This window comes from Zavarzinella sp. (assembly GCA_041399155.1).
Lineage (GTDB): Bacteria > Planctomycetota > Planctomycetia > Gemmatales > Gemmataceae > JAWKTI01.
On record JAWKTI010000003.1, the window covers coordinates 252,132 to 269,644 of the forward strand.

Here is a 17,513-nt window from a genome sequence, read left to right on the forward strand (position 1 = left end):
GAGATACCATAACTTGTTTTCATATACATGTTTAGGCCCCCTCTGGCGAATCAGGAAACTGATCCGGTGCAGGAGGCTGATTATAAATCGTGGATGAATAATGCTCGACGACGTAATGAATGATTTTCTTCACGGCCACCAGGCCCACGGGTCGGTTGTCGTCGTCGACAAGCGGAATGTGGCGGTACCCACCGGATTTCATCTTTCGTACAACCGTGCGAACGTGGTCTTTAATGTTGGCAGTCACCGGGTTGCTGGTCATTACCTCTTCGATCGAGGTGGTGAGTGGCTTATCAACAGCCAGCACCCGCACCATTAAATCGTTTTCCGTAAACAAGCCAACCAGTTTACCCGCTTCACATATTACCACGCAGCCAACATTTTCTTTCTGCATCAGGCTGACCGCATCTCCCACCGTGGCTTTCAGGTCGATGATTTTCGGATCATTCGGCTGTAAGCGCGAAACGGGATCTTTCTTCAGATTCTTGAGAAGTTCCATGCAGAAATATCCCCAAACGGAACAAGTGGGTAAATCCCAAGGTTGACGACCAGACCTCACCAGAAGGTGGCACCACGAGGCAGGATTTCGTAGGAAAAGGACGGCGAGACCAGCTCCGTGCCGGCCCACAACCGATTTTTCTGAAGGTGTGTCCCAATTCGAGTGCTACCGCATCCTCTAAAGTTAATTGTTGCCACGAACAGGGGAATGGCAAGTGGGATAACCTCTGAAGCCGAAACAATCGAAAAAATAACCGGTATTCTATCCGTATTACTTAGACAGTCGTATGCACATTATATCAATTGGCTCGATGGTGTTCATTCAGCGTGGTTGATCGCCCACGCTTCATCTCGAAATTGTAGATATTCTGAAAACGATCTACGACTGATATCCTCGTATTGCTGATCTATCCGAAACAACATCTTGTCCAGCGATTGTTCAAACCAGCTTACAAATGACCAAGGGCCTTTTCGCAGAAAAGGGTAAATCCCTCTCCTATCTGTGCGGTCGTCTACCCACAAATTCCCCCGCTCAGGACCTTTGGTGGGCATCAATAACGTGCGATGAGAACTATTTTCAAAAAAATGCGTCACCAACAATGTACTGCGAATCTCGCGTGGGTGCATGTAATTCTGAAAAGCATCTTCGTCGCCGGCAGGCACTTCTTGATTCCAATGCTGGATATGGGGAAATGATGTTAGAAAATGATCATCATCCAGCACTTCCCACTGATCGGTACCTGCGAAGGCATCTGGCGTAGATGTTTCCAAAGGATACAACCAGCGATGCGGACCAATTCCACCATCACCAACATTCATCATGAACAGGGCCATTATTTCTGGTACGATACAATTTTCTCGCTCTTCAAATCGTTGCATCTGTTCTTTTGAACATGGTGGATTCATCTGATACTGGTGGTATTCCGAACCAGGAAGCAGACATACAGGATCTGCCGCTCGAAGTTGAAGGACTTTCTTCAGAATGCGTTTCCAGTGAACTTCATGCACTGCATGAGATTTATCCATTCCAATTTCTGGTGCGTTAGAGAGCCAATGATCCCAGTTAAAGATAACTATTTTACCCACGGGCAATCTGACACTAGGCCTGTGCTGATGCGAAATAGTTGAATTATGAAGGCAGCATGAAACCAGAATTTCTCGAAAAGAACTTGCCACAGGAATCACTACTGATTCTACCAATTCCCGCTGAAAATTCATGCCCATCGCTACCAGATTGATGATGGGAATAGCTACTATGGGAGAATCACCTTCTGTGTCAACTGCCTCACGATCTGCACAAATGAGATGTTGTCGATCTTGTGTTTCTGCGAAAACTACGAAGTTGGTCCTGTTGCTAAGTTCTGCCCACTGGAGGAAATAGCGGTAGAAACCGAAATTAAATCGGTGCGTGGGAGTGGGGGGCAGAAGAATCTGCCAGTGCTGCCAGCTCAGGCAGCAGTAACAGACCCGCCAATGATGCAGATAAGCCCGCAATAACGGCGGGATACCACCACATGGAATGGCTAGTGCAAAGATCCTTTTTCTGGAGTCAAACCGATGTTTCCAGATAACCGTTTGTGGATCGGAAGTTTGCCCATCAACCATGTCAGGTGGAACCAGAAAGTGAGAAGCTCTTCCTTTATCTACCATCGGAATTGGATAACCAATCCTGTACGTAGCTGGCATATTCTGAAAATAGGAATCGAGGCATTTTCCCACCAAATCAATGTCGGATTGAGAATATCTTTCACTCATCCTGATATTTTACCAATGGTTAACAATTGCCAGCTGATCTTAGCTTTTATTGTTGCAACTGCTGTTCGATGACTAAATTGCTCAATCGTGTGGGATGCCTGCGAGGCACTCCGGAGTTTCGTTGCGGGCATTGTTGAGAATCGGATTGGCATCCAGAAGTTCCAGGTCGACGGTGGGAAGTTTCTTCAGTTCCGGTTCAAGCTGTGTAAACGTGGTGGTGCGGTCCAGCCAGATATCCCACTGTTCTGGTGGCAGCATGACGGGCATGCGGTGGTGCAGATTTTGCAGTTGCTGGTCGGCGGCGGTGGTCAGGATGGCACAGGTAAAAATCGATTCAGTCTCAGATTGCCATCGTTCCCAGATGCCAGCAAAGGCCAGTGGAACCCGATCTGTTCTGCGAATGAACACGGGGATTTTCTGCTTCCCCACCTGTTTCCACTCGTAAAAACCACTGGCCGGAATCAGGCACCGCCTCTTCTGGATCGCTTCGCGAAACATCGGTTTTTGGGCAATCCCTTCCAGCATCGCATTGACTGGACGGTGGCCCGTGGCATCATTTGCCCAACTTGGCAGAAAGCCCCAGCGAAACATCTGCAGTCCATTTTTCCCACCGTGGGTCTTTTTGCCTACCACCGCCACCAGTTGGGTGGGGGCAATGTTGAACCGTGGGCTCAGTTGAGGTTGAGTTTCCAGGTAAAACTGTTCCTGAAGCTCTTCGTTGGCTGCATGAAGGGTAAATCGCCCGCACATACTCATTAATTCCTCATTAATATCCTTAATGGCCTGCTTTGCGACCTGCCAGGTATAGATTCCATTGTTGCAGTGCGATCAGTGCGACAAACAGCCCCCCATCAATCACCATGATGTTGCTTTGCCCCAACGCACGCAGACTGCTGAACGTATTCAAAAAGACGTGTAGTGAAATGCAGGCGAGGAACACCAGAATCAGGTAACCCAAAAACGAGTCGGTCAGTTTAAACAGCCGAAACGGTCGATCGGTGGGGTCGAGCAACAGGGAAAATTGCCCGATTGCCGTCCGAAGGCGAATATACATCAGCGATTCCAGCACACACACCAGCAGCATCAGACCTGCATATAAGGTGGGGCCGAACAGAATCACACTTTCTTTGCCCACATCCAGTTGGCTGGCTTCGATTTTGCCCATACCACTGATGGCACCAAAACATGAGAAAACCATTAAGCCTGCAAAGGCCAGTTCGCTCAGCAGTCCCTGATTAGATTGATGCAACGATTCGGAAATGTGGTCGCGCCAGGTATTTTCATCCACTGGCCCGCAGGTGCTGGTGCGTATTTTCTGCCAGGCAAACGAAATTGCCTGTGCCCGTGCCCAAAAATAGTACCCCACCAGCAGCAGAAACAGGCTGGCACTGGCCATCAGGCCGAACAAGGGCCACACCTGAAAAGCAGAAGTAAGCACAAAGAGCGAAAATGCGGCAATCAAGGCGACCATCAGGTATTGCAGATACGATACCCCGGTATGGTTGTGACGTGATGCACGGTGCGGGTCGCCTTTTTTCGTAAACTCCTGCTGGGTCATCAGTTGCGCAAACATCATGCCGTTCATTACCATCCCACCGTGCAGGCGGGCGAACCGCAGTGCCAGAATCAGACTGATGAACATCAGCACGAACGCATAAAATGCGAAGACATTCTGCTGCAGAATTGCCAGCGATGGAGGCAATTTGCCATCAAAGACATTTTCCAGAAACAGGCTCATCGCAGCGAAGGCAGTACCCAGAAATGTGATCAGATCGCGCCGACGATCCACCAAACCACGAAATTCACGGCAAATCGTTTCAAAGTCAAGCATACAGTATTCCAGTAAGATCCCACCAGACAGCTACTATGCGTTTTACGGGCTGGCCCCACGAAGATCAGGAGGAATGTGCTCCGCCCAATCCGCCGAGGTTCTTACCTACAGCGTGACCGGCATATTTTCCCGCAGTCGCCTGGCGAAAATCGAGGTGCGTTCAACCAGTCTGTGCAACAGATTGCACGTCGGATTCTAGCTGGCGATACGGTGTATGTTGGTATTGTGCCACGTTACCGACCGGGCGAAACCAGGCTGTATGAGATTCTGTACCAGGTCGTTTTAATGGCCACACTATAACGAGGGTATTTCCTAATGAATACGATTTGGACTCTATTTAAGCGAATTGCGCCGCAGAACGACCAGCAGTCATTTATCGGCGGAAAGCCGTTTCTACCTACCGGAACCAACCTGCCAACCTGCAAGTTGTGTGGGCAGAGAGAGGCATTCATGTTTCAAGTCGCTTTCCCACCTCAAGCAAACTGGGGTGGCAGAACCATCTCATGCTTTGCATGCATGAGATGTGCTGATGAAAGTTTCTTAATTCCGGAAATGCTCGAAGAGCATTGGCAGGGATGCGATATACCAAACGGTTTTTTGCAGTCGTATCAAAGGAATTTCACATTCCTTGTCTTTCCAACGAATGATGCAAAAATCGTGGAGAATTACGAAGAACAAGTCGCATTTGTTGCATTGGAATTACAGAGTGGCTTGGCTAATGGCGGCTTTGGCAAAATTGGTGGCACACCCAATTGGGTGCTGGATGATGAAACGCCTGCAACTTATAGCTCGAAGATACCGATGATATTTATATTAGAACTCTCTCCAGGCATTCAGTTTCCTAAGGTTCAAGGGGCACTCCCACAAACGGAACTTGACATTTTTGGGTCTCCTTCAACTTCACCGTTGGACTATTACCAGTTGTTTCTAGGTAATGCAACTTTCCTGTTCGGGACTTCGTCTGGTGACCCGCTAGTTTATGCAATAACTCAAGTCTAACAGAAATTCGCATTATCGATTTTCCCTTACGATATATTTATAGTATTGCATTATTACAAGTGCTCATTCATTGAAATTGTTGAATGAGATCTTTTACTCAGCTTTCAGAAAACCTACAGTAGTCGGCCTATCACAAATCAGACTGTAGCTGCTGGGCAATTAGAAAATGACTATTAGCAAAGGTGCACGAGTCGTGTTTGGTACCAGAAACGAATATTCATCTTCATTGGAATTTGTTATGCACGGGGATCAATTAAACGTAAGATGTCTTCGGCAATCGGCTGAGCCGAACGGAGTCGATGGCACTTTAACTATTGTGTCGACAGAGAGATACGGCTATACTGTCTGGAAGATAGTTGACAGCGGCTACACTTTCATCGGGAACGAAAACTTTTCCAATCACTTTGGGTGAATGGAAAGTAACAGTTGATGCTTTCTCGTTTCAAATCGATAGGGGACTGAAAATTTCCTCTCAGTCTACATCGCTCTGGACGGTTCCAATGATGTGGTTGCTCGGCGGATCTTTGGCAACTCGGTAATTTCCGCCCGATGCGATCGTAGAGTGTGTACACATGCGCCTATCAGAGGGCGAGCAACTTGTGGCATGCGGCGGGCGGAATAACCAGTGATTGAGCATGGGAGTAGGATTGAAGGAATTCGGTTCTCAAAAGCGTTATTGCGGTCTTGAAATTGGGGTCTAAGATACAGCCTCTACCACCAGCCTGCTTTATACCTACTGATGCAACACCCGTCATAACGAGGGAGGATTGGACACCGATTTAATGGCAATTCTCGACCACTACCGCAATCTACACAGCATGATCCACGCCGAGATGGCGAAAGCTGTCTTAGGTCAGACGCAGCTCATCGATGAGGTGCTGATGGCACTATTCTGCAACGCCCATGTACTGCTGACTGCACCCAGAAATTTGACGTTATTTACCCTGTCCAGGGTGCTGGGGCTATCTATTAATCGAATTCAGCACACGGACGACCTGTTGCCCGAGGACATTACCGGCTCGCAAGTGCTTTGTCAGGACGCTGTGGGCGGCCAATTTTCCAAAACATACCTTGGGCCGATCTTCGCTAACATGGTACTGGCGGACTGTTTCGATTGCGCACCGCCCGTGACTCAATCTGTCCTGCTTGAGGCGATGCAAGCCCGCCAAGTCCAAGTTGGTCAGCAGACGCTGCCACTGAAACAGCCATTCCTGGTTATGGTGATGGAGAATCCACCCGGAGGACAATTCCCTCTGGATGAATCGCACCGGGGCCGGTTTATGTTCAACGCTTGCTTCACAATCCCGAGTGAAGCGGATTTTTTGGCCAACATGCAACTGCATTATCATGAGGCGAGTGGTTTCCCGCCGCTGATCGAGACAGTTCTAAGCAAGGCGGATCTCGAGCAAATCCAGATGCTGGTTCGACGAATGCCGGTCCCCCAGCAAGTGGTCGATTACACACTTCGGCTGGTGCGATTGACTCGACCGGGCCAACAATACACTCCAGCGTTCGTCCAGGATACCGTCAACTGGGGAGTCGGCCCACGCGGGGCGCAGTTCCTGCTAACGGGTGCGAAGGCACATGCGGTGCTGCACGGCCAGCCGCATGTATCGATTGGAGACGTGCGAGCAGTGGCGCCGGCTGTGCTGCGGCACCGCATCGTACTAAAGGCAAGCGCCAAGGATCAGGGGCTGGACGGAAACCAGATTGTTGCTGTATTGCTGAAACTTGCAAGATCTGACGATCACGAAGTGATGTAGGGCAGCTTGATTATGGACGATATTGCAGAGCTCAAAGATACCAGGATGAAATGACATTGGCTAACCAAAAGCCCAAGCTGACCGAAGTCGCCACATGGCGAAGCAGCCTGACAAAGCGTCGCAGCGGATGGTCAGCTCTCCCTCGCTTCAAAAGGTCTGGCGCCCGACGATAAGTTGAGATCGGGGATGATTGATGGGGGTTTTCTCAGAGCTTGGTCTGCCACTCGTCAAATGCATGCAGCACGTTGGGGTTTTCTAAAATTTCTGCACCGATCCTGACGATTAATCGATTTGGTCGATGCCACCTTGGCAATAGAATTTGGAGTGCATATTCTGGTACAACTTCTCTACATTGAATGATATACGCAAGGGCAGCACTGCGTGAACGGCCCATATAGCAGGCCACCAGCAATTTTTCGCTGGATAATGACCACTCAACTGCCTCTTTGATATCTTCGATTGTGGGTAGGACAACTCCCGGACTTGGATTGTCATGATCATCAAAGAACAAATGGAGCGTTCTTCGAGCAATGGAAGTAAATTCTTCCGGTGGATTGACTCCACCTGGAGAACAAATCAAGATCAAATCCCAGGAAGCGGGAGCAGAGGACAATATATCGGTAAATCCATAGTGACTGGTGATTTCGATTTTCACGCGATTATCCACTTCTGATCGGCACATGTTGCATCAGTATTTGTTAATTGCTCGGCCTGTTCACCCGCAACAATTCTGTTACAACATTAGACATGCTAAAAATGTTTAGCTTCTGCTGCGGTCTGCAACTGATGCGGGCTGGTGCAGCAGATACGTTCGGTAGCCGCCGCCCAGGTTTTTGACCTGATAGCCATGTTGCAACAGGATGCGGGTGGCAAGATAGCCACGTTGCCCCACCTGACAGTAGACCACCACAGGTCGTTCCGGTGCGAGTTCCGACATCCGCTGTCGTAGATCATCGACAGGGATATTGATGGCACCTTCAATGTGACCCTGGGTATATTCCAGGGGTGTTCGCACATCCACAATCAGGGGCTTTTCGGTGGCTGCAGCAATTTCTTCCCAATCAATCTGCGGGTGGTCGCCACGTAACAGACCGCCCGCGACAAACCCAGCCATGTTCACAGGATCTTTCGCCGAACCGAACTGCGGTGCGTAGCAAAGTTCCATCTCTTCCAGGTGGTAAACCGTCATGCCAGCCTGAATTGCCACGGCCAGCACATCAATTCGCTTGTCGACGCCTGCACCACCGATCCCCTGTGCACCCAGCAATTTACCTGATTCCGGATCGAAGATCACTTTCAGGCTCATCCCTTCCGCACCCGGATAGTACCCAGCGTGGTGGGCAGGATGAATATAAATCTTGCGATACGACTTGCCGATCCGACGCAGGCTTTTTTCGGAAAGTCCCGTAGTGGCGGCGGTATGGTTGAAAAATCCCAGAACTGCCGTCGCCTGGGTGCCACGATACTTCGTTTGTCGACCGAAGACATTGTCGGCAGCAATCCGTCCTTGTCGGTTTGCTGGTCCTGCCAAAGGAACCTGGGTGCGGTCGCCCGTGGTAAAGTCGGTGGTTTCAACAGCATCACCCACCGCATAAATATCTGGATCGGTGGTCTGCAGGAAATCGTTCACCCGAATACCCCCACGTGGGCCCACTTCCAGTCCCGCATCCACAGCGAGCTTATTTTCCGGTCGCACGCCGATGCCCAGAATTACCAGTTGGGCGGGGCGACTGGCACCGGAAGTCAGTTTCACGGTCATTCCACTGTCGCTGGTGGTGATCGATTCCGCGGTCTGGCCCAGCAGCACTTCTACCCCTTTGGCCAGCAATGCCTGGTGCAATGGGGTGGTCATTTCCGGGTCAAATGGTGCCAGAATCTGCTTATTCAGATCCAGAATGGTGGTTTTGATGCCACGATGAATGAAATTTTCTGCCAGTTCCAGTCCAATAAAGCCCGCACCAACAATCACGACCTGCTGAATGCCATCATCCACCACTTTTTTGATGTGATCGGTATCTGCCAGATTTCGCAACGTATAGACGTTGGGCAGGTCCGCACCCGGCATCGGTGGGACAATCGGTGACGCACCCGGTGCGAGGATGATTTTGTCGTAACTTTCTTCATAGACACGGTTTGTGTTCAATTCCCGCACCACAACCACTTTTTTGGTACGGTCAATTGATTCCACCTGGCTACGCACCCTCACATCCAGTTGAAAGCGTTCCCGCAGGCGTTCTGGCGTGGTCACCAGCAGGCTGTCCCGCTTGGGAATTACTTCGCCGATGTGGTATGGCAGTCCACAGTTTGCAAAGGAGACATCCGGTCCCCGTTCAAACATGATAATGTGGGCATCTTCAGACAAGCGTCGAGCCCGGGCGGCAGCAGATGCACCACCTGCTACGCCGCCGACAATAATCAGCTTCATGATTAATCCTTCATTTTTTCCAGTCGATTCGACTGGAAAGGGAGGTTATTTTTTGGTTTTGGGTGCTACTTTTTCGAACACCACCATGTAATTTTCAGTGACAATCTTTGGGATTTCCGTCTGTTTGCGGAAACCGCTGGAGGTAATTTCTTTTTCGACGACTTCCTGACCGGCACGCACGTGGTTCAGAGTCCATTCCTTCGATTTTCCTTCAATTCGAACGAAATCGATGATGATCAACCGCCCACCTGGCTTGAGTGCTTTGTGGATGGAATCGAGCATCCGGAACGGATATTCGAAGTGGTGGTAGGTATCGCAGATGAATACCACATCCACCGAGTTTTCAGGCAATTTGGGTGAAATATCAGTGCCCAGCACCGTGGTGATGTTTTCGATTTTCTGTTTTTTCGCAGAAGTGTTAATGTGGTCTAGAAACTTCTGTGAAATGTCAACCGCATATACTTTGCCTTCTTTCGATACTGCTTCCGAAAACAGGCGGGTGAAAAGTCCCGTTCCTGCACCGATATCAGCTATTGCCTGACCTTTTTTGATGCCACAGGCATCGACAATCTGGAATCGCTTGTCGTACACTTCGCGACTTTCGCCTTCGAAGCGGGTAACAAACTCCTGCACATTGGGATTTTTGAACGAATCGTTAATCCCAGGCTTAACGCTCTTTTCCTGGGCCACCAACGACCCGGTCAGTGCGGCAAAAATTACTGCCAGAACAACCCCACGACGGTTCCATACGTGCTGCATTTTTTCTCTCTCTCAATGATGAAGATTATCTCATTTTCCAACACAAATTACTTTTCAGTGGGGAACCCGGCTTTCTTCAAAGCGGTGTAGCCGGGTTTCAGCGGTCGAACATCATAACCCAGCTTTTTCAGGTGATCTGCCGCTGTCAGTGCCCGACTGCCAAACGCACAGTGGCAGTAAACAATCTTCCCTTTTGGGCAAACTTTGCCAGCCTCTTCAGCGGTTATCCCTTTATTCAGCAGGCTCAGGGGTAGCAGTTTTGCATCCTTCAAATGGCCGTTGTTCCATTCTTCCTGCTCACGCACATCAATAATGATGGCTTTCTCATTTTTTACTGCCTGCTGCACCACATCCAGCGAATCAGTGGTGTGATCTGCCCCCACTACAGGTGCGACGAAACCCAATGATCCCAGCCACAGTAAGCCAATCAGCATTCTTGAAATCATCATGAAATCCTTTTAAGAATTGATCCAAACGTTTTCTATGAAACCCAACCCCGGTGTACTATTTGCATTACGTCACTTCGTAGAACAGGTGGGGCCTGCCTTACCTGCCACTTTGTTCCATGGCATGCGTGCCAGCATCATTCCCATGCCGCAGGTATCTGTAATTCCGGCAAACATCAGCCCCGCACCGACAAAAGCGGAAAGGCCGATAAAATAAGGACTTACGAGATATCCCAGCACCGCACCGATCAGCACCAGTGCCCCGGCTGCGATACGCACCTGACGTTCGAGCGAAATTGCCTTTTTGCCACGATTCACCGGTAGGCCACATTCAGCCCATGCCATCGTGCCGCCTTCCACGTTCACCACGTTCGTCAGGCCGGCAGCCAGAAACTTCTCGCAAGCTTGTTTGCCACGGCTGCCTGATCGGCAAATCAAATATAGCGGCTGGTCGGCGTTGCCATTGCGTTCTGCCACAATTGCCTTGGGATCGAGGTCCGAAAGTGGCACGTTGCGGGCAAAAGTACAGTGCATTTCGCGAAACTCCACTGGTGTTCGTACGTCAATCACTTCGACGTTCTGACCAGCATTTTTCTTCGCTGCTAATTCCTGCGGGCTGATTGTTACCACATCCATTGCATATTCTCCTTAATAAGTGAATGAATTCTCATCTTTTGCCAATTACTGTTCCGTGGGTGCAAAACGCTCGCGAATGCACCCAAAAAGCTTCTCGAGGCACGGTTCTGTGATCTTGTAATAAACATTGCGGCCATCCCGCTCGGGTGCCAGCAGACTACAACGCTGCATCAGACGTAAGTGCCCTGAGGCAATGTTGTTAGGGATTTCGCAGTGTTCTGCGAGTTCCCCCACGGTCAGGCGATTTGCCAGCAGCAATTCCACAATCCGCAAGCGGTGGGGGTGTGCCAGTATTTTCAGGCACTCTGCCGCATTCGCCAATTTTTCCAGATCAATCATGGTGCCCCTATCTCTATCGGTCTATATAACAATATATCTAGAGTTCTAGATATGTCAAGAGAAAGATATTTTATTTTTCTTATCTTTTTCGCTTCTCTGTAACTTCACCCACCGGCATCTTGAAGCAAAACGAAACGCGCCACAAGATATTTTGAAGTGAGTCACAATTTCATCTGCACCAACATGTTCCATTGGAGCGTGCCTTTGATTACCTTGAAACGTTGTTATGCCCCACTGTGGGCAATTTCTGCACTGTTCTGTGCTGCACTGTCGCCCGCACTTCAAGCGGAAGAGCCGAAAACCCTGAAGCTCGGTGGGATTCCACAATACACCCTCACCAACTACCAGGTGGCACTATCCCGCGATGGGAAACAGCTTGCTTACCGCACTGGCGTGAACACTATCAGCATTTTTGACCCTGTCACAGGGAAGTTGAATCGGGAAGTAACGATCGATCAGAAGGAAATCGGCGAATCGCTTTCTTTTACTGCCGATGGAAAGGAATTGGTGTTTACATCGATGCAGAAAGTGAATCGATTTGATGCCACCACCGGTAAGTTATTACTGAGTACCGGTGGGAAAGAATTCTACAACATTCATCGGTTTGTGTGGAACGATGATGCTACCAGCATCATGTCTTATGATGATAACTTTCATTTTGGGCGAGTTCCCAAACAATTTTTCTGGAACAGCAAAGGAGAGATTGCCAACGAGGAAACGATTCAGCACACAGGGGTACGTTTTCAGGCAATTTCCGGCGACGGTAAAGTGGCTGTGATTGGATCAGGAAATCATCGCAAGGAAAAAGATACCGATTTGCCGCTGGAAGAGTATGTTGCAATCTGGAATGTGGCAACACGCAAGGAAAGAGCACGCATCCACCTGGGTAAAGGGGTCGCTCCGTCGTTTCTGGCTCTGAACCGCACCGGTCGATATTTGGTTACCTACACCAATTCACCCGATCAATTGGAATTGTGGGATACCAGATTCGCCCGCAGGATTGCCGCTCTGGGCAAGACTCCCCCCAGCATTTTTCGGTGCACCTTTTCTCCAGACGATTCCAAGTTCGCTATTCAGTCCGGCCAAGGTTACATTGGCGTGTTCGAAACTGAAACAGGTAAGAAGGTAATGGATTATCAGTTTGGTGGGCTGACGTGGGGTCTGTTTGGTAATGCAGCCGCAGGTGTTGGTTTTCTGGCCAATGGTGAAATTCTTGCGTGCTACGGTTCCCAAAATAGAGTCTTTATCAGAAACATCAGCCAGAAAGAGGCACCACCCGAACAGAAAGTGGTGGGGCACACAGCGAAGATTATTTACACTCACTGGTCGGAAGATGGAAAAACCCTTTTAACGGTGGGGTCCGACAAACAGGTGCTGCGCTGGGATACTGCCACAGGTAAATTGCTGGAAACCGTAGTGGTTGAAGAACCACAGCCAGCTTCCTGGTGGCAAGGTCCGGTAACGATCAGTCCGGATGGTAAATTCCTGGTAGTGCGTTCGGTTTCACTGGCGAAACTGTACGATCTGGAAGCAAAAAAAGAAGTGGCAACACTGGCTTTCAATACACGCCAATTTTACCCTCACTGGAAAGGGTTTTTCTTTTCGGAAGATGGCAAGAAAGTATTTGGCATGGGGGAAGCCCAGGAAAACCGAACCGATTTCAAAATTGTCATCTATGGTGGGGCAGTTTGCTGGAATACGGCCGATGGTTCCCATGTATCGGAATTCATTGATATGAGTGGCGGCGATTGGCAAAAAGCGTTCAATACCCAGTTTGGCAAAGAAAAGCTGATGGTGAATAAATCTGCCGAACAATTGCCCGCAATAGAGATTGGACAAACCATCCGCGATCCCTGGGCATCCAGCACCAATATCGGGGCACAATCGATGGGAAACAAAATAACTCTTGTGAAGAAAGCCACCAAGGAACCGATCTTTTCCACCACGCAAAACATTACGGGTGAAGGAGTCAGCATCAGTCCGGATGGCAAGCGGATTGCACTGCCGATGGCGGATTTCAGCGTTGTTCTGCTGGATCTGCCCACGGGGAAGTAAGCAGAGATTCATCGTTAAGATAAAACAGAAAATCAACATTATCACATTTGTTTGATAGTTATTTTTCCAGAATTCACAAAAAAACACTATTTGTCGCAAGTGTTGATGATTCAGTAGTTTGTGGAAATTCATTTCTCATAAAATCGTCCGGCTTGCCCACAAAATTTCACTTGCTTTTCTCTTCGTGGCAATATTAATATGTGCGTGGAAAGGTTTTCATGCTAACGGTATTTTGGGACCAACCTATTGATGCCGTTGCCATGTTCTCTTTTTTCACTCAATTGCTGCCCACCCTGTTGTTGGCACAGAACTTTCCTACAACAGGTTCATGATGATTCTCTTCCATCATTACGGAGTTTGAACAATGAAAAATTCTTTGAGAATGTGGTGTGTGTTTGCTGTTGTGGCAGGCACCTGTGTTGTTCCGGCAAGTACGTGGGCCCAGAGTAAGGCCACCGTTACCCCACGTGAACGCAAAGACAAGTTTGCTGCCGATCGCCACCAGAAGTTCGTGAAAATTGCTCAGGCAGGTGGTGTGGATGTGCTGTTTCTGGGTGATTCGATCACCCAGGGGTGGGAAGGAAATGGCAAAGAACAATGGGCAAAGCATTTTGCTCCGTTAAAAGCGGCAAATTTCGGCATAGGTGGGGATCGCACCGAAGATATTATCTGGCGAATCACCGAAGGTAAAGAACTGGAAGGCATTACCCCCAAGGTATGTGTGCTGATGATTGGCACCAACAATTCCGGTGCTAATACTCCGGAAGATATTGCTGCTGGTGTTACTAAAATTGTGGAACTGCTCCGCAGCAAAAAGCCAGAAATGAAGGTGCTGCTGCTGGGTGTATTCCCACGTTCGGGCGTGAATGCCAAAACCCTGAAAATGGCAGATCGCGTTGCCGCAGATGAACTGAACAAAAAGATCCCGGCAATCAACGAAATCATTAAGAAACTGGATGATGGCAAAATGGTGAAATACCTCGACATCAACAAGAAGTTCCTGAATGCCGATGGTGCGTTGCTGAAAAGCGTGATGCCCGATTTCCTGCACCTGTCGAAAGATGGATATGCCATCTGGGCAGAAGCAATCGTCAGCGAAGTAAATGCAATGCTGAAGTAATTTGCAACAAGGTTTTTCATCTTTTTCGTTATCTGCCTTACATTTCCCGTGCGGTAACAACAGCCTGTCCGGACCGTGGGGTCGAAATTCAGCCTGCGTAGCTGATTTCCCTTGAAATCAACCCCACATCATCGAAGATATTCTGTTGCACCAAAATCAACTAACGATAGAGGCACAGGAATCAAGGCATGCTTTACGATCAGATTCAGGAAGCGGTAGCAAAGATCCAGGCAACGTGGACCGGTACACCCACGATCGGCATTATTCTGGGTACTGGCCTGGGTGGATTGATAAAGGAAATCGATGTGCAGGCCAGCCTGCACTATTCAGAAATCCCCCACTTCCCGCAATCGACGGTGCAATCCCACAAAGGACAATTGTCGTTTGGCACGCTGGGTGGCAAAACCGTCGTGGCAATGGAAGGTCGTTTCCATTTCTATGAAGGCTATACCATGCAGCAGATCACCTTTCCTGTGCGGGTGATGAAGGCATTGGGTTGCACCACGTTAATTGTCAGCAATGCGTGCGGCGGGATGAATCCCCAGTATGAAAAAGGCGATATCATGGTCATTGAAGACCACATCAACCTGATGGGTGATAACCCACTGATTGGGCCCAATGATGAGCGCCTGGGCGAGCGTTTTCCTGATATGTGCCATGTCTACGACCCCGTGTTGTTGCGAGTGGCACGCACGGTAGCGATGGAAGAGCAGATCCGCTTACAGCAGGGGGTTTATGTGGCAGTATCTGGCCCCAACCTGGAAACGCGGGCCGAATATCGTTTCCTTCGCACCATTGGAGCCGATGTGGTTGGAATGTCAACGGTTCCCGAAGCGATTGTTGCTGTGCATGGCAAAATGAAAGTGCTGGGCTTCAGTGCCATTACAGATATGTGCCTGCCAGACGCACTGGAACCAGTCAGTCTGCCGGAAATCCTGGCCACTGCTGCAACTGCAGAGAAGTCGTTACGGAAGCTGGTGGGTAAGGTTGTGGCTAAGATCTGAAAACCAGAAGACAATCACTTTGGGTCAGCCGCACGCACCCATTTTTCATAATTTGATTAAAAGACGCCGAGCGACCATTCGCATGCACATACAAGATATATTCGAACGAGACAGCACCACATTCAGCTTTGAATTCTTCCCACCGAAGGATGATCAGGCGGCCAATGAACTGTTTCGTACCATTGCTAATCTGCAACAGTTGAAACCATCGTTTGTTTCGGTCACGTACGGTGCAGGTGGCTCCACTCGGGAACGCACGCACGATCTGGTGGTGCGGATCATACGGGAAACCCACCTGACAGCGGTCTCTCACCTGACGAGTGTGTGCCACACTTTGGACGAAATCGGCCAGATTCTCGACCGTTACGCTGCCGAAGGGGTGCACAATATTCTGGCACTGCGTGGCGATCCACCTCGCAACATGCCCCACTACAAACGCAGTGATGATGCCTTTCAATACGCATCGGAGCTGGTCAGCTTCATTCGCAATCGTACCACGGTGCCCGGCCCACGTGGCTTTGGCATTGGTGTGGCAGGATTTCCGGAAGGCCATCCTGAAATGCCCAACCGCTTAAAGGAAATTGATTTCCTGAAAGCCAAAATCGATGCGGGGGCAGATTACATCTGCACGCAGCTATTTTTTGATAACCGAGACTTTCTGGATTTCCGCGAACGGTGCGAGCTGGCTGGCATCAAAGTGCCAATTATTGCCGGAATTATGCCTGTTGCCACGCGAGCTGGTTTGACAAGAATGGCGGAACTGGCCCTGGGTGCACGCATTCCCGCCAAGTTGCTGAAAGCGATCAGTCGCTGTGCCGATGATGAATCGGTTGCCCAGGTGGGGATTCACTGGGCCACCGAGCAATGCCGCGACCTGCTGGACAATCAGGTGCGTGGCATCCACTTCTACACGCTCAACAAGTCCGACGCCAGCATCCAGATCTACCACCACCTCGGCGTCAGCGACTCCCAGGCCCTCCGGGGGTAGTATTAAACAAGCTGTTTGTGAATCGAGTATAATGATTACTAACAGCTTGCTACAAGTAAAATGGTATCGATGATGATAAGATTGCGTAAGAGGGAGTATTTCCTTTAATGGAGCTAGATGATGGATTTGATGCGGATAATCCTTTTCACTCTGTTGCATTAATATTTGCTGGATTTTCATGCTCAAAGTGTGGTGCGTACACAACAGGCGAGTCACATGAACTTGGTGCTCAAACACCATACCGTATTATGGCGGAATCTGTGGAAAAATCTGGTTGGCTTGTATTGACTCGTGACGAAGTGAACTACGACTATGAGGTAATTTGTCCCGATTGCAGAAAATAGTGGATCATTGATTTATACAGAAATGAACGAGAGATTTGATGGAGTCGTTGCCTTACTACAGCGGTCATGTTAGAAATGGGGTTATCATTCTGGATGATAATATCCCCCTGGTTGACGGACAGGCCGTGCGTATTGAACTATTACCAGAAAAACCAGCTTCGGAAAATAATCAAAACCGTGCAGCCCAATTGAAATTGATTTTCGATCAATGGGATCAAGAAGACGAATTCCTTTCGGATGAACAAGCTGAGTTATTGCAACAAGCATTACAAGAAACCAGAGGTGTGTACATGACCGGATGAGACAGCAGGGATTTTCCGAAGTCCAGATTCTGCAATCATTTCCCAAATTGCGAGCAGTAGATCTGGTGCAACCATGGGCGTATGCAAGCAATCATCGGAATGAGATCGAAAAAGCAATTGTTGAAAATGAAGAGGAAAATTCGATCTGCCAGATATAAGTTTGTGGATCAGCTTTGAGGAAGTAACTTTGCAAGTTTATATTCCAATGAAAACTTTCTGATTCCAGTTGTGCAATACCTTCGCGTACTT

Annotated in this window: 20 protein-coding genes; 10 read left to right on the plus strand and 10 right to left on the minus strand. The window is 49.2% G+C overall.

All coding sequences use genetic code 11. The features are described from left to right. Window positions 1-31: 31 nt before the first annotated feature. Both R3B84_15155 and R3B84_15160 read right to left on the minus strand, forming a co-directional pair. Entirely contained in the window at window positions 32-499 is a 468-nt protein-coding gene (locus R3B84_15155) for a CBS domain-containing protein (protein ID MEZ6141908.1), read from the minus strand. Window positions 500-816: 317 nt separating this feature from the next. Beyond that, a complete protein-coding gene (locus R3B84_15160; protein MEZ6141909.1) occupies window positions 817-1,524 on the minus strand; it encodes a hypothetical protein in 708 nt (235 codons plus the stop codon). Between the two features lie 279 nt (window positions 1,525-1,803). Here R3B84_15160 and R3B84_15165 point away from each other — a divergent pair, with 279 nt between their 5' ends. Beyond that, window positions 1,804-1,995 carry a hypothetical protein gene (locus R3B84_15165; protein ID MEZ6141910.1) on the plus strand — a complete coding sequence of 64 codons (192 nt, stop codon included), beginning with the start codon at window positions 1,804-1,806 and terminating at the stop codon, window positions 1,993-1,995. A 339-nt stretch (window positions 1,996-2,334) separates the two neighbouring features. On the opposite strand, the gene R3B84_15170 is transcribed toward R3B84_15165, so the two are convergent. After that, window positions 2,335-3,003: an SOS response-associated peptidase gene (locus R3B84_15170; GenBank protein ID MEZ6141911.1), complete on the minus strand. Its 669-nt coding sequence runs from the start codon at window positions 3,001-3,003 to the stop codon at window positions 2,335-2,337. A 25-nt stretch (window positions 3,004-3,028) separates the two neighbouring features. After that, window positions 3,029-4,084: a hypothetical protein gene (locus R3B84_15175; GenBank protein MEZ6141912.1), complete on the minus strand. Its 1,056-nt coding sequence runs from the start codon at window positions 4,082-4,084 to the stop codon at window positions 3,029-3,031. Window positions 4,085-4,159: 75 nt separating this feature from the next. Here R3B84_15175 and R3B84_15180 point away from each other — a divergent pair, with 75 nt between their 5' ends. The 3 genes from R3B84_15180 to R3B84_15190 all read left to right on the plus strand — a co-directional run bounded on the left by R3B84_15180 (window position 4,160) and on the right by R3B84_15190 (window position 6,846). Then, window positions 4,160-4,384 (plus strand): hypothetical protein, encoded by a 225-nt coding sequence (locus tag R3B84_15180; protein MEZ6141913.1) that lies wholly within the window; start codon window positions 4,160-4,162, stop codon window positions 4,382-4,384. A gap of 15 nt (window positions 4,385-4,399) precedes the next feature. After that, entirely contained in the window at window positions 4,400-5,083 is a 684-nt protein-coding gene (locus R3B84_15185) for a hypothetical protein (protein MEZ6141914.1), read from the plus strand. A gap of 767 nt (window positions 5,084-5,850) precedes the next feature. Further along, on the plus strand, window positions 5,851-6,846 hold the full coding sequence (locus R3B84_15190) for a MoxR family ATPase (protein MEZ6141915.1): 996 nt from the start codon (window positions 5,851-5,853) through the stop codon (window positions 6,844-6,846). Window positions 6,847-7,051: 205 nt separating this feature from the next. Here the strand turns inward: R3B84_15190 and R3B84_15195 are convergent, their stop codons facing one another. The 6 genes from R3B84_15195 to R3B84_15220 all read right to left on the minus strand — a co-directional run bounded on the left by R3B84_15195 (window position 7,052) and on the right by R3B84_15220 (window position 11,451). Next, complete coding sequence (locus R3B84_15195) at window positions 7,052-7,501, minus strand: hypothetical protein (protein ID MEZ6141916.1); 450 nt, start codon at window positions 7,499-7,501, stop codon at window positions 7,052-7,054. A 105-nt stretch (window positions 7,502-7,606) separates the two neighbouring features. Continuing rightward, window positions 7,607-9,271: an FAD-dependent oxidoreductase gene (locus R3B84_15200; GenBank protein ID MEZ6141917.1), complete on the minus strand. Its 1,665-nt coding sequence runs from the start codon at window positions 9,269-9,271 to the stop codon at window positions 7,607-7,609. Between the two features lie 45 nt (window positions 9,272-9,316). Next, complete coding sequence (locus R3B84_15205) at window positions 9,317-10,030, minus strand: class I SAM-dependent methyltransferase (GenBank protein MEZ6141918.1); 714 nt, start codon at window positions 10,028-10,030, stop codon at window positions 9,317-9,319. Window positions 10,031-10,077: 47 nt separating this feature from the next. Then, window positions 10,078-10,479 carry a rhodanese-like domain-containing protein gene (locus R3B84_15210; protein MEZ6141919.1) on the minus strand — a complete coding sequence of 134 codons (402 nt, stop codon included), beginning with the start codon at window positions 10,477-10,479 and terminating at the stop codon, window positions 10,078-10,080. 69 nt (window positions 10,480-10,548) lie between these two features. Beyond that, window positions 10,549-11,112 (minus strand): rhodanese-like domain-containing protein, encoded by a 564-nt coding sequence (locus R3B84_15215; GenBank protein ID MEZ6141920.1) that lies wholly within the window; start codon window positions 11,110-11,112, stop codon window positions 10,549-10,551. 45 nt (window positions 11,113-11,157) lie between these two features. Further along, entirely contained in the window at window positions 11,158-11,451 is a 294-nt protein-coding gene (locus R3B84_15220; GenBank protein MEZ6141921.1) for a metalloregulator ArsR/SmtB family transcription factor, read from the minus strand. Between the two features lie 204 nt (window positions 11,452-11,655). On the opposite strand from R3B84_15220, the gene R3B84_15225 reads away from it, so the two are divergent. The 6 genes from R3B84_15225 to R3B84_15250 all read left to right on the plus strand — a co-directional run bounded on the left by R3B84_15225 (window position 11,656) and on the right by R3B84_15250 (window position 17,264). Beyond that, a complete protein-coding gene (locus tag R3B84_15225) occupies window positions 11,656-13,506 on the plus strand; it encodes a WD40 repeat domain-containing protein (GenBank protein ID MEZ6141922.1) in 1,851 nt (616 codons plus the stop codon). 364 nt (window positions 13,507-13,870) lie between these two features. Continuing rightward, complete coding sequence (locus R3B84_15230) at window positions 13,871-14,626, plus strand: GDSL-type esterase/lipase family protein (protein MEZ6141923.1); 756 nt, start codon at window positions 13,871-13,873, stop codon at window positions 14,624-14,626. 188 nt (window positions 14,627-14,814) lie between these two features. Further along, window positions 14,815-15,630 carry a purine-nucleoside phosphorylase gene (locus R3B84_15235; protein MEZ6141924.1) on the plus strand — a complete coding sequence of 272 codons (816 nt, stop codon included), beginning with the start codon at window positions 14,815-14,817 and terminating at the stop codon, window positions 15,628-15,630. Between the two features lie 82 nt (window positions 15,631-15,712). Beyond that, entirely contained in the window at window positions 15,713-16,618 is a 906-nt protein-coding gene (gene metF, locus R3B84_15240; protein MEZ6141925.1) for a methylenetetrahydrofolate reductase [NAD(P)H], read from the plus strand. Window positions 16,619-16,725: 107 nt separating this feature from the next. Further along, window positions 16,726-16,962, plus strand: coding sequence for a hypothetical protein (locus tag R3B84_15245; GenBank protein ID MEZ6141926.1), 237 nt, complete (start codon window positions 16,726-16,728; stop codon window positions 16,960-16,962). A gap of 38 nt (window positions 16,963-17,000) precedes the next feature. Next, window positions 17,001-17,264 (plus strand): hypothetical protein, encoded by a 264-nt coding sequence (locus tag R3B84_15250; GenBank protein ID MEZ6141927.1) that lies wholly within the window; start codon window positions 17,001-17,003, stop codon window positions 17,262-17,264. The last annotated feature ends 249 nt before the right edge of the window (window positions 17,265-17,513 follow it).

Bases quoted from the DNA above. Each gene is read 5' to 3' on its own strand.
- R3B84_15155 (MEZ6141908.1), bottom strand. From the start codon at position 499: ATGGAACTTCTCAAGAATCTGAAGAAAGATCCCGTTTCGCGCTTACAG.
- R3B84_15160 (MEZ6141909.1), bottom strand. From the start codon at position 1,524: ATGGATAAATCTCATGCAGTGCATGAAGTTCACTGGAAACGCATTCTG.
- R3B84_15165 (MEZ6141910.1), top strand. From the start codon at position 1,804: ATGTTGTCGATCTTGTGTTTCTGCGAAAACTACGAAGTTGGTCCTGTT.
- R3B84_15170 (MEZ6141911.1), bottom strand. From the start codon at position 3,003: ATGTGCGGGCGATTTACCCTTCATGCAGCCAACGAAGAGCTTCAGGAA.
- R3B84_15175 (MEZ6141912.1), bottom strand. From the start codon at position 4,084: ATGCTTGACTTTGAAACGATTTGCCGTGAATTTCGTGGTTTGGTGGAT.
- R3B84_15185 (MEZ6141914.1), top strand. From the start codon at position 4,400: ATGAATACGATTTGGACTCTATTTAAGCGAATTGCGCCGCAGAACGAC.
- R3B84_15200 (MEZ6141917.1), bottom strand. From the start codon at position 9,271: ATGAAGCTGATTATTGTCGGCGGCGTAGCAGGTGGTGCATCTGCTGCC.
- R3B84_15205 (MEZ6141918.1), bottom strand. From the start codon at position 10,030: ATGCAGCACGTATGGAACCGTCGTGGGGTTGTTCTGGCAGTAATTTTT.
- R3B84_15210 (MEZ6141919.1), bottom strand. From the start codon at position 10,479: ATGATGATTTCAAGAATGCTGATTGGCTTACTGTGGCTGGGATCATTG.
- R3B84_15215 (MEZ6141920.1), bottom strand. From the start codon at position 11,112: ATGGATGTGGTAACAATCAGCCCGCAGGAATTAGCAGCGAAGAAAAAT.
- R3B84_15220 (MEZ6141921.1), bottom strand. From the start codon at position 11,451: ATGATTGATCTGGAAAAATTGGCGAATGCGGCAGAGTGCCTGAAAATA.
- R3B84_15230 (MEZ6141923.1), top strand. From the start codon at position 13,871: ATGAAAAATTCTTTGAGAATGTGGTGTGTGTTTGCTGTTGTGGCAGGC.
- R3B84_15235 (MEZ6141924.1), top strand. From the start codon at position 14,815: ATGCTTTACGATCAGATTCAGGAAGCGGTAGCAAAGATCCAGGCAACG.
- metF (MEZ6141925.1), top strand. From the start codon at position 15,713: ATGCACATACAAGATATATTCGAACGAGACAGCACCACATTCAGCTTT.
- R3B84_15245 (MEZ6141926.1), top strand. From the start codon at position 16,726: ATGGAGCTAGATGATGGATTTGATGCGGATAATCCTTTTCACTCTGTT.
- R3B84_15250 (MEZ6141927.1), top strand. From the start codon at position 17,001: ATGGAGTCGTTGCCTTACTACAGCGGTCATGTTAGAAATGGGGTTATC.